Raw genomic sequence first — 11,120 nt, 5'->3', positions numbered from 1 at the left:
GGTTCGCTACGGTGAATCCTTTTTTTTGATACATTAGCAATATAAGTATATAGCCCATTTCATGATTTAAGGACACATCTCATCTCACGATTTAATTGGTATTATATAGGCTATCGGAATAAGTATTTAAGATGATATTGATTGAATATGATGCCCATCTATAGCTGAAACATTAACCACAGAATACAATCAAAGAATATAAACACATGTCATATCAAGAACAGAGAATATGCGTATGGTTTGAAAACGAACAGGCCCCACTAACACAGATCACTCATGCTACATTATTGGCAGAAGTAATGCAGAAAGAGCTCTGTTTTTATCATATCTCACCCAACAACACCAACCACCCATCTATTGAGAAAGAGATGGAGAAGCAAAAAGCACTCATCTTAGATAAAGATCCAATACAACGGGTCACCATTGATGTATCTTGTGGTGAATACGATAAGATGTTGATCGAAAAGATCGAGGCGCTAGATCTCCTTCTATTTATCTTTGACAAACAGAGAGATCATAAAAAATTACAGTCACTCGGAGAGAGTGCCATACCATATCTTTTCACAGACGAACAGGTAGATATCCACACCATCTTTAAAGATATTATCTTCCCTATAGGCTACATGAAAAGAGCAAAAGATTCGGCTCTATGGGCCTCATATATCGCAAGATATAACCAAACGAACGTCACCATACTTAGAGCCAACGACAGTGACGAAAAAGACAAGAAATTAATTGATGCACACCTCTACTCCATTGAGAATCTATTTGATAAATTCAAATTCCCATACGAGATAGAACCTTTTCCTCACGCTTCATGGAGCCTTACAAGCGCAACTTATAAGAGAGCACAAAAGAGCGACCACGGACTCATCATTATGGCACTATCGCTAGACAATGATTTTATCACCAAACTTATTCCTGGGTATTATAAAAAGCACATTAAAAAATCGAAGAATCGCGCGCTACTACTCATCAACTCCAAAAGAGATCTATATACGATGTGTGGAGGATAAATAGTGCAAGGATAAAACCTATGGAATAGGATACAAATTAAAATGCGGATAAATTGAATTTATCCGCATTTCATATCTAAAGCTCATAAAATAGCCCCTTATGAGTTAATCAATAGGCTCCTCCACTTCAATCATTCGTGGTCCTTTCATCACCCTCTCCTCGAAAATATCTAAAGACTCATGCCAATTCGTATAGGTAACGATATGCTGTACTTTCTCCAACATATTCTCTAGATGATACAACACAGGAACCTCTGTCGCCTTATCCATCTTGTCAAAATCATCCACAAATATGGTCTGGATCTTTGTCATTGGAATACCTGTACAACTAATAAGCTCCATCAAACGCTTTGGTGTTACAATAAGCAAATCAAGCCCCTCATAGATCATATCCTTCTGATATTGAAGAATACCCTGATCAAAGGCAGGAAAAACTCTTAGATTCGTTCTAAATGAAAGTTTCTTGAATAGCTCTTCCATTTCGAATGCTTTCTCTCTTGAAGAAACCACGATAATAGCTCTCGGAGCCTCCTCTACTGGGTTTTTCAATCGTTGTATTGCACCCATCACAAGAGCCGTCGATTTTCCTGTTCCCTCTCCTGATCGTATAAGAGCATCTGCACCAGACTTGATGACTGACATCGCTAGTCCCTCTACCTCTCTAGGTTCTTTGTCATAACCTAAATCAATAATATTGTTTACAAGTTCTGGTATTAATTTCTTAAGCTTCATATATCGTATGTAATTTCTATTTTCCCAAATTCATTCAACGTCACAAATCTACGCATTCTATTTATCCCTCTCAAATATCTTGGAATAATTCATTTCAATAAGAACCATTTGAATCCATTACGTGAACAAAACATCAATCCAACCCCAGTTTAGATCCTTGCACTATTATGTTTTATATTATTTTACTTTATTTGTACATTATTTACATTAAAACACACACATACCAAACCGAACAAAATACAATGAAGTTACTCTACACTTTAATACTTATTTTCACGATATCTCTTATCCCATCCATATCTTTTGCGAAAAAAAACATCTTTATCACCAACCATATCCATCTACTTAAAGTAACCCACAAAAAAGTGAAAGTGCACTACAATGGCATTGTTTTGAGAATACCCAAAAGGGAAGTGAGCCAAGAGGGTAAAATCGATACGATTAAAGTACGTCGCTATTGCGAAGTATACTATAAGGGCTATAAAGATGCATCTACCTTTACGGATATGGGAAAACCAGGATTCGCAGGTTTTATCCTTCCTGGAGTATCCACACTTTGGACCACCATATTCAAACACGCCGATCCTCGTGATAACATCAACCTACAACGCTTTGGTAAGAATAACGAACTTCTCGATGACCCACTATATCGTATGGCATATAACAAACGTACACGCGATAAGATCAGGGGAGCACAAATCGAAGGAACAGGCTTTCTGGTCGGAGGAGCAGCACTGATTGTCGGATATTTAGCCTATAAATCATGGGAGATGAATAATGAAGATTAGAGTGTATATCAAGAGAGATTTCGATCACGACAGATGACATACCTACGACGATTAAAACCATTTATCAAGAAAGTAGATATTAAATAAAGATGGGTTTATTTTACATCTATTTCGTTAATAGTGTCGATAAGAAGAGAATATATTTTTATTTTTGAGAAGATCAAATGATCTTGACCAACTAAACGACATCTCAATAATCCAACGCACTATATTTATGAATCTCAGAAAATACGTCTCTCTTGTATTACTTCTATTTGTTGTTCATACGGTATATTCGAATAGCTACAACTATATCCCAAAAGTTACGTCATACGATAAAAATGATTATCAAGCAGGCAGACAGAATTGGGATATTAAAGTAGATAAAAACAACGTCATCTATTTTGCCAATAATAGTGGGCTTCTCCGTAACATCTACGGGCATTGGATATTGAATCAACTCCCATCCCAAAAACCACTAAAGGCAATCTGTCTTTATCAAGATAAAATATGGTGTGGTGGCAACGAGATAGGTTATTTCGAATCGGATAAAGATGGAGAGTTACACTACCATCATCTAGCAGATGTCAACGGCAATGTATGGAGCATCGAGGCCTTGGATGACCATATCTATTTTCAGTCCAACAACACCATCACCATATATAACACCCAAACCAAAAGCATATTAAACTACACCTTCAACCGCTCGGTTTCTGTATTAACCAAGTGGAGAGGGAAGATATGGACAATAAACACAGAAAAAGGTCTCGGCTCCGTGAACAGCGACGGCTTTAGTTTGGTTGCCCCCTTCCCCCTTGCAAAAGACAAAGAGGTACGTGTGATCTTTGAACATCAACAGAAACTCTATATCGTCACCCTCGAAGGAGAGATATTCACCTACGATCAAAAGGAGTTTCAAAAACTAGCGCTCCCACAGATGATCGACTGCTTCTCCGCAATAAGTCTCGATAACAAACATATCTATTTAGGCTCCATATTAGAAGGGGTTGTACCTGTCATTGAACAGAACAACCACCTGAAAATCCAAAGAAAGATACAACAACAAGACGGGCTGTTAGACAATACCGTATTGGCCATGGCGATCGATCAAAACGGAAACCTATGGGCTGGATTAGATTACGGTATCGCCAAAATTGACCATGGAAGTTTACTGAAAACCATCATTAATAAAGGGGCAACATATGACATTCTTATCCACAAAGATGCCACCTACATCGCAACCAACAAAGGTCTCTTCACCAACACCCAGTCAAATAATTTTAAGCCCATCAACAACACCGAAGGACAAGTGTGGGCACTAAAAAACACCAGCTCTGGCATCTATGCATGTCATAATAAAGGACTCATGAAAATTCATGGGAACAAGTCCGAACTCATCTACGATGAAGCGGGAATAATGGATGTGGAACAGCTCGGAAACACACCACACTACATCCTTTCGGCATACACAGGAACGCTATGGGTTGAAAAGAGAGGTGATAAATTCCACTTCCGTCAAAACCTAGGTCTTTGGGGTAACCCTAAGCTAGACTACGACAGCATCAACCACTGCATATGGATACATGATGGAAGCTCCGACAAACAGGTCTACCGTGTAGAGATCAACAATAACGAATGCAAGGTGATAAAAACCCCAATGCGCAGTGTTTTCCCCACCCAACGCGGAATACTCTTTTATGATGGCAAATCACTCTTTGAATACCATCAATCCTCATTCATTCCAACAGACAAAAGAATCATAAAGAACATCACAGGAAGCAACATAACCACGATAGCCTCCTCTCCGAACAATGATATTGCAGTCTATGTACAGAACAGAGAGTTAAAGATGGTAGAAGAGCTAGCCGATGGTTCAACAGTCGTCCATGACAAGCTACTGAGTGAAGTAAACAACGATATCTTAACCCAATTTGAATGTCTAAAGATAGACCATAACAAACTCTTTATTGCAACCCAAAGAGGCGTGAAAATTTTCCCTCTAGACAAAAAAAACCGTCACCAGCTGATAAAAAATCCTGTCATAGCAAAAATTGAAATTGACCATACCGATAGCAAAAAGAACAGAGCCTACTACTACCCCTACACCAACAAAACGCTGCAACTAAACTCAGGTAGTTTTAGAAACATCACCCTCACCTTCTCCAGTTCTAAAGACCATCACGTAGAGTATCGTTTTCGACTACTTCCATATACAGAAAAGTGGTCAGAATGGTCTACCACACAGAAACATGTGGCATACGGTAATCTAAAACCAAACAACTACAACTTTGAGCTTCAATGTAGATACAATGGAACAATTGAAAAAGAGACGACCCTTCCAATTGTTATCGACGGCTTCGACTTCTACTACGTCCGTATTGTCATGATATTGGTTCTACTAATATTTATCACCCTCATCTCATTACAGTACATCAAACACAAAAGATTAACACGACAACACCAAGAGTATAAAAAGAGAACAACAGAGGCTCAGGTTGTCACACAAAAAGAGCAGCTATTAGAGTTCACCGAAGTGATCAAAAATAAAAACACCTTCATGGTCGACCTACGAAATGCACTAATCAAGATGAAGAGCAGTAGTGCAACACAGTGGGCCAATAAAATTGATACAGAGATAAACAGAGAAAAAAAGGAGTTTGCATTTCATAAAATATTCGCCGACGGCCACCACGACTTCATTCAACGCATCTCTTCCGAATTTACCAACCTCACCCCCTACGACATCCGTTTGATCCTTTTTATTCGAATCAACGCCAACACCAATGAAATCGCACAATTCTTAAACATATCACCCAATAGCGTTGACACCGCTCGCTATCGTCTACGCAAAAAATTAAACCTAGAACATGCGCAGAATCTCTATAAATTTATTCGTGAATATTAAGCCTCCAACAGCACATTCACACCCCCAAAGCACATCAACCTAAACAAAAAAAAACATCAATCTGAACAAAAAAAACCATCAATCTAAACAAAGAACCCCATGGATTCTCCATATTCAAATAAAACAGCCATAGTGAACCTCTCATCTTCTCAAAAGACATCTCCATGGTATAACAGAGAACAACCCCGTACTAACCCCCAACTTAATCTATCCTTAAACCATCCCTAACCCATCCTTAATCCGTCCTTAATCCGTCCTTCGTCCATGATTTGTCCGACATTCGTCCATGGTTCAGCCATCGAAAACCCCGAAATCGATGGACAAACCATGGACGAACCATGGCTGAACCATGGACAAAGGACGGATTAAGGATATATTAAGGACAGATTAGAGACGGATTAAATCAGGGGAAGGTAGGGGATAAATACGAGTTTATTAAAGAGAAAATAGGGAGTTGTAAATAGCAATTTGGCAGTCATCAATTTTTCGTAAAAATATATCCCCATTATTTCAACCAAGCCCCGAACGGGGTGACCGAATCTAGCCCAATGGTGACATTCTTATGTTGCGCAGTAGCGCTACATAAGAATGAACCTTGGGTCCAATCCACCTCCAATCTATAAGGGCTGAAGGCCTGTCCCATCTCATGCGATTCAACCAAATCCGTTTTCATCCTTTCTACATCCAATACGACATAGTTTGTGCCAATAAATTGGCACAAACTATGTCGTATTGGAAGAGGTGGTGGTTCACAGGGATATACACTTTCAATTTATATTAGATTTTTCTTCAGAGTGTGATTTATATCATTGATAATAAATGCAATAATGGTTAATTTGACTTTTATTAACTAAATCATTTATACATATGGCTAAGTACTATGTGAATAAAAATGCACAGACTAATGGTGATCATGAGGTGCATAAAGAAGGATGCTCTTATATGCCTTTTACAACGAATCGTGTGAGTTTAGGAGACCATGCTACTTGTTCTAGTGCTGTGAGTGCGGCGAAGGCAAAAGGTTACCGTACAGCCGATGGTTGTTATCACTGTTGTAATGCGTGCCACCATCGCTAATTTAGCATTATCAGCGAGTACCTTGTGTATTCGCTGATAATTTTTTTAATCCCTTTTATGATATGATTATTTTATTTTGAAGGGATCTTTGCTAAAGCTGACTAATATTCTATCATTGATTTCTTGGTTATTGATCTTATTCATAAATTCCTTTATAAGTTCTGTTTTCTTTTTTCGATAATATGCAGATCTTCGATTTATCTTTTCTCTTTCAGTATCCTCTATATATGCGCATATAATAACAATACACTCTTTGTTATTGTGTAGGTGTTGCCCGATTAATTCCCACCATCTTTTATCTGTTTCTCCCATAGAGGTTCCGTAGATACAGATCATATTGGATCGAAGGAAACTTTCTTCTACCGCTTGATCAATGAGACTCTCCGTGTTTTCATTTTGTGTTTTCTTTACAATATAGTCTGATATCTCCTGATCATATGCAAAATCATTATTTGCAATTTGATTGACATTGTCGACTCCTAGAACCATATTTGAATCGATTGTCCCATGGACATGTAGCGTTTGGTTGTAGATGTAGTTTATATCTCTCTGTTTTATAAAATTAGACTTTGGGGTAATGGGCAAGAGTTTTTCAAAACTCTTGGTGTAATTAAATGTTATTACATCGATAATGTGTGATTTGTCTTTAGACCTTTTTTTAAAATCGATAATGATGTTTTTTGATTTCTCTCGACCTTCAAATAAGAACTCCTGATTATATAAAAATTTTCTCAGAGTGCTTTCTGCAAGAGGAGTCTTTTTTAATGATTCCTCTTGCCCACTTAGGTATTCTGCCAGATGGTTAAGGATATCCACTATAACCTCTATGTACTGTTCCTTATTGTATGGCTTAATCTTTTTTGCATATTCTCCAAGAGCTAGTTCCATATCGGACCAGTTGGAATAGATCCCTTTATTAGATATGTGATCTTCGATACTCTTTCGAACTTGTTTGACAGGTTCGGAGGGATCGTCGTTAAGGTTGGTGTAGTATTGATAGAAATCGTAATAAGAGGTTTTAAGTCCTAACTGAAGGTCAAAGCCGTTTCCTAAGATATAAAGGATATTCATAAGCGTACTGTTTTTTGGATTTTTGGTCTTGTAGATAGGTATAAAGGTAGTGATTTTAGATAACTCTATTATATTTTGATTATTTTTAGCCTTAGGATTATATGACCCCGATAAGATGCCTGACGATCTAAGGGCCGTACATGCTAAAAATGATGAGATGATCGATATGCTCTATCGTAAAACAGCCTTTGATCACGACGAAGAGCGACTGGCTTTTCTTTTTCGTATGTACGAAAAGATGACTTCATAGGTATGCGGTGTTTTTGGAAAAGAAAAGAACTAACATGAGTGAAACTAACGATATGCCTGAATTACAAGAGAAGATTATTTCTTTAGATGGAAAAGATTATCAGACTTTAGAGTGGAACGAGGGAAGATCTAAAACCATAAGTCTGAGTAAAGAACATTATGACTTGACTATTGAATTAAAGGTTAATTCTACGTTTGTTAAAAAAGGCGATAGCCTTGAGTGGAGCCGTGTTTTTCGATATAAGTGGTTTAATAAATTGGTCGGTTTGGATTCGAGGGCTCCTTTTCAGACGTTGCCTTTTGATAGTCCTAAAGCAGGTCTGTTTTATGCGGAACTTAGTCGACCCAAACCTGAGATGGATTGCCTTTATATTGAGTTGATAGAGGATGATAGGATATCGACGGAGGTTTTGTCTGCATGTTCCATGAAGGTTTCGGGAGAAGCAATGTTGGGAATGGAGAAGCATGATAAACGATTTTCTAGACATTTGGATGATGGAGGGAACCAGCAGGTATTTTTTTCGGCTCCTTTTGGCACAGGGAAGAGTACATTCTTAAACTACTTTTTTGATAGAAATAGTGAACGCTATGATGTGTTTCATCTGTATCCAGTGAACTATGCTGTGTCGTCGAATGACGATATTATGGAGTATATCAAAGCGCGACTATTAGGGGAATTCTTATCTCGTGACGTAGTGTTGGAAGATAATGATTTTAGCGATTGGATTTATATGCACCAATGGCTATTGGCTAGATTAAATAATCCTGAGAATATTCTAGAGGGATTGGGGGCTATGATAGGTTTATTTCCATCTATTGACCCTAGTGGAGGAATGGTTACTAAGGTGCTTTCGCAGTTATCGAAACTAAATAAGAGTTTTGAGACTTATAAGAAAAAACATAAAGATAATTCGGAGAAGACACAAGCAGGTGTTTTTTTATCGGGAGTAAATAATCAAAAAGGATCACTATATGATCAAGGTTTTATTCGACAGTTGCTGATCTCTTTGGTTCGTCGTAATAGAGCAGATAGTGGCAAACAACAGGTGTTGGTGATTGACGATCTAGATAGAATGGACCCTGAACATATATTTCGTATTATGAATGTTTTGGCTGCTCATTTTGATCATGAAGATTATGTCAATGGAAATAAGTTTGGATTTGATAAGGTGATTCTAGTAGGAGACTACCATAATATCCGACATATCTACCAACATAAATATGGGGAGAAGACCGATTTTGCAGGATATATTAATAAGTTCTTTAGTCGAGGGATATATTCGTATGGGTTAGAGATGGCTGTGATCGACTTTAGTGAGAGAATATACAATAGATTTAAGTGTCGTATTTTAGACCGTATAATTGCAGATATGCTAAAGAGTGGTGCGATGAATATTCGCGAGTATCGTAGGTTGTGGCGACTAAAGGATCGTTATACACAAGACCGAAAAGGTTTTACCGTACTACGATGTGAAAAAGCCTATGAGTTATTTATGCAAATTATGGATCATGATACATTGATGGTAAAGTTGAAAAGATGTCAGGAGTTGATTAAAGGATTTCCCGACAACTATCCTGCAAGTGGCGATAGCTATTATACTTCTTTTGTTACAGATATGGAGTATGTGTTATTAAATCTATTTCTATATTCTGGAAAGAAGATTCAGGCTGGAAGTGCAAGAAGAACGGAGTCTAATAAATTCACAATAACTCCCAATATTGGTGTAAGAAACATATCACTCAAAGCTGAAGTCGATCGTAATAGTGACGGTTTGTATTTTATTTCAAATAAGGAAGCTATCCTAAGACAGGTAAGAAAATATAGCCCTGATTCCAGTACGGACAATCATACAGATGATACGAGTCTTCCTCGAACATATGTTTATGAACATTTGATAGAAATTTTCGGGTCATTCCAAACAGATATATAAACCAACAAACAACAATATACCTATGCCAAACTTAGTTGAAGTAAGCTATCAACAGACAGGAAAGAGTAAAAGCAATAATGCTCTTGGGATGCGAGAGATGCAAGCGAGAGCTTATGCAAAAAGAGCAGCACAGTACCTAGTTAATTAAATCGCCTCCTGCATCGGGGAAGTCTAGGGCTTTGATGTTTTTGGGGCTAGATAAGTTGCGTCGCCAAGGGGTGAAGAAGGTGGTGGTTGCGGTTCCTGAAAAGTCTATTGGTGGCTCTTTTGCGCCTACTGCGTTGATGAAGTATGGTTTTTTTGCGGATTGGTGTCCCGAAGATCGTCATAACTTATGTACTCCAGGGGCAGAGAGTAGTAAGACCAATGCGATGGTTCGTTTTATGAGAGAAGAGACTTCGGAGATTTTGATCTGCACCCATGCAACCCTACGTTTTGCGTATGATAAGTTGACGCCCCAAGATGTCATTGAACAGACGATTGAGTTGATATTAAGTGAACAGGTGCTGTATTATCGCTATGATAAGGAGCAAGAACGTTTGGTGATCATGTAGGATATAGAATGGTACCAGCAGATCCCAGCATTGGCATCGACGTTGGTATGTGGAAGTTTGTGCCAATTCATTGGCACGCCGTTCGCATTGATGTCTTGTGGCACGATGCCGAGCTGAAGCACTGCGTTCCTAGCGGATGTGGTTTCCCTCTGATCCATTAGATCCGTGGCTAATGATACTTTTCTTTAACTTAGGTGGGGCCAGGCCTTCAGCCCTTGTTTGTAGTTTTATTTTATTACCCAAGGCTCCAACCTGTATGATGCGCTACTGCGCAACATATGGTCTCCACCATTGGGCTACGTTCGGTTTCCCTTTCAGGGAAAGTCGCAGCATATAAAAGAAATCCGTTTCATCGGTCAATTCATTGGCACGCCGTGCGCATTGATGTCTTGTGGCACGATGCCGAGCTGGTGATCAGCGCTCCCAGCGGTTGTGGTTTCCCTCTGATCCATTAGATCCGTGGCTAATGATACTTTTCTTTAACTTAGGTGGGGCCAGGCCTTCAGCCCTTGTTTGTAGTTTTATTTTATTACCCAAGGCTCCAACCTGTATGATGCGCTACTGCGCAACATATGGTCTCCACCATTGGGCTACGTTCGGTTTCCATTTCAGGGAAAGTCGCAGCATATAAAAGAAATCCGTTTCATCGGTCAATTCATTGGCACGCCGTGCGCATTGATGTATTGTGGCACGATGTCGAGCTGGAGCGATGCGTTCCTAGCGGCGGTGGTATCCCTCTCGTGCCAATAAATTGGCACAAACTTGGTCGTACTGGATGTGGAAAGGATATGTGGGGCCAGGCATTCAGCCCTTGTTTG

General features: G+C 38.8%; 8 protein-coding genes. 6 read left to right on the top strand and 2 right to left on the bottom strand.

Translation table 11 applies throughout. The features are described from left to right. Window positions 1-206: 206 nt before the first annotated feature. On the top strand, window positions 207-1,016 hold the full coding sequence (locus K5X82_17015; protein ID QZT36915.1) for a hypothetical protein: 810 nt from the start codon (window positions 207-209) through the stop codon (window positions 1,014-1,016). Between the two features lie 105 nt (window positions 1,017-1,121). Here K5X82_17015 and K5X82_17010 read toward each other — a convergent pair whose 3' ends face one another. Further along, window positions 1,122-1,748, bottom strand: coding sequence for a DEAD/DEAH box helicase (locus K5X82_17010; GenBank protein ID QZT36914.1), 627 nt, complete (start codon window positions 1,746-1,748; stop codon window positions 1,122-1,124). 242 nt (window positions 1,749-1,990) lie between these two features. Between K5X82_17010 and K5X82_17005 the strand changes: the two genes are divergently transcribed. From K5X82_17005 to K5X82_16995, 3 genes are all read left to right on the top strand, one after another. Continuing rightward, window positions 1,991-2,536, top strand: coding sequence for a hypothetical protein (locus tag K5X82_17005; GenBank protein ID QZT36913.1), 546 nt, complete (start codon window positions 1,991-1,993; stop codon window positions 2,534-2,536). 214 nt (window positions 2,537-2,750) lie between these two features. Continuing rightward, complete coding sequence (locus K5X82_17000) at window positions 2,751-5,420, top strand: hypothetical protein (protein ID QZT36912.1); 2,670 nt, start codon at window positions 2,751-2,753, stop codon at window positions 5,418-5,420. Window positions 5,421-6,287: 867 nt separating this feature from the next. Next, complete coding sequence (locus K5X82_16995) at window positions 6,288-6,497, top strand: hypothetical protein (GenBank protein QZT36911.1); 210 nt, start codon at window positions 6,288-6,290, stop codon at window positions 6,495-6,497. A 66-nt stretch (window positions 6,498-6,563) separates the two neighbouring features. Here the strand turns inward: K5X82_16995 and K5X82_16990 are convergent, their stop codons facing one another. After that, a complete protein-coding gene (locus K5X82_16990; protein ID QZT36910.1) occupies window positions 6,564-7,568 on the bottom strand; it encodes a bacteriophage abortive infection AbiH family protein in 1,005 nt (334 codons plus the stop codon). Window positions 7,569-7,852: 284 nt separating this feature from the next. On the opposite strand from K5X82_16990, the gene K5X82_16985 reads away from it, so the two are divergent. Together K5X82_16985 and K5X82_16980 are read left to right on the top strand one after the other, a co-directional pair. Next, on the top strand, window positions 7,853-9,748 hold the full coding sequence (locus K5X82_16985; GenBank protein ID QZT36909.1) for a hypothetical protein: 1,896 nt from the start codon (window positions 7,853-7,855) through the stop codon (window positions 9,746-9,748). Window positions 9,749-9,930: 182 nt separating this feature from the next. Then, window positions 9,931-10,302 (top strand): hypothetical protein, encoded by a 372-nt coding sequence (locus tag K5X82_16980; GenBank protein ID QZT36908.1) that lies wholly within the window; start codon window positions 9,931-9,933, stop codon window positions 10,300-10,302. Window positions 10,303-11,120: the final 818 nt, after the last annotated feature.

It is taken from the genome of Prolixibacteraceae bacterium (assembly GCA_019856515.1).
In the GTDB taxonomy this organism is placed as follows: Bacteria; Bacteroidota; Bacteroidia; order Bacteroidales; family Prolixibacteraceae; genus Halosquirtibacter; species Halosquirtibacter xylanolyticus.
The sequence above is the reverse complement of the archived record's forward strand: the minus strand, read 5'-3'. Positions and strand labels throughout refer to the sequence as shown.

Excerpts from the sequence above, each read along its gene's own strand:
- K5X82_17000 (QZT36912.1), top strand. The coding sequence starts at position 2,751 with ATGAATCTCAGAAAATACGTCTCTCTTGTATTACTTCTATTTGTTGTT.
- K5X82_16980 (QZT36908.1), top strand. The coding sequence starts at position 9,931 with ATGTTTTTGGGGCTAGATAAGTTGCGTCGCCAAGGGGTGAAGAAGGTG.
- K5X82_17005 (QZT36913.1), top strand. The coding sequence starts at position 1,991 with ATGAAGTTACTCTACACTTTAATACTTATTTTCACGATATCTCTTATC.
- K5X82_16990 (QZT36910.1), bottom strand. The coding sequence starts at position 7,568 with ATGAATATCCTTTATATCTTAGGAAACGGCTTTGACCTTCAGTTAGGA.
- K5X82_16995 (QZT36911.1), top strand. The coding sequence starts at position 6,288 with ATGGCTAAGTACTATGTGAATAAAAATGCACAGACTAATGGTGATCAT.
- K5X82_17010 (QZT36914.1), bottom strand. The coding sequence starts at position 1,748 with ATGAAGCTTAAGAAATTAATACCAGAACTTGTAAACAATATTATTGAT.
- K5X82_17015 (QZT36915.1), top strand. The coding sequence starts at position 207 with ATGTCATATCAAGAACAGAGAATATGCGTATGGTTTGAAAACGAACAG.
- K5X82_16985 (QZT36909.1), top strand. The coding sequence starts at position 7,853 with ATGAGTGAAACTAACGATATGCCTGAATTACAAGAGAAGATTATTTCT.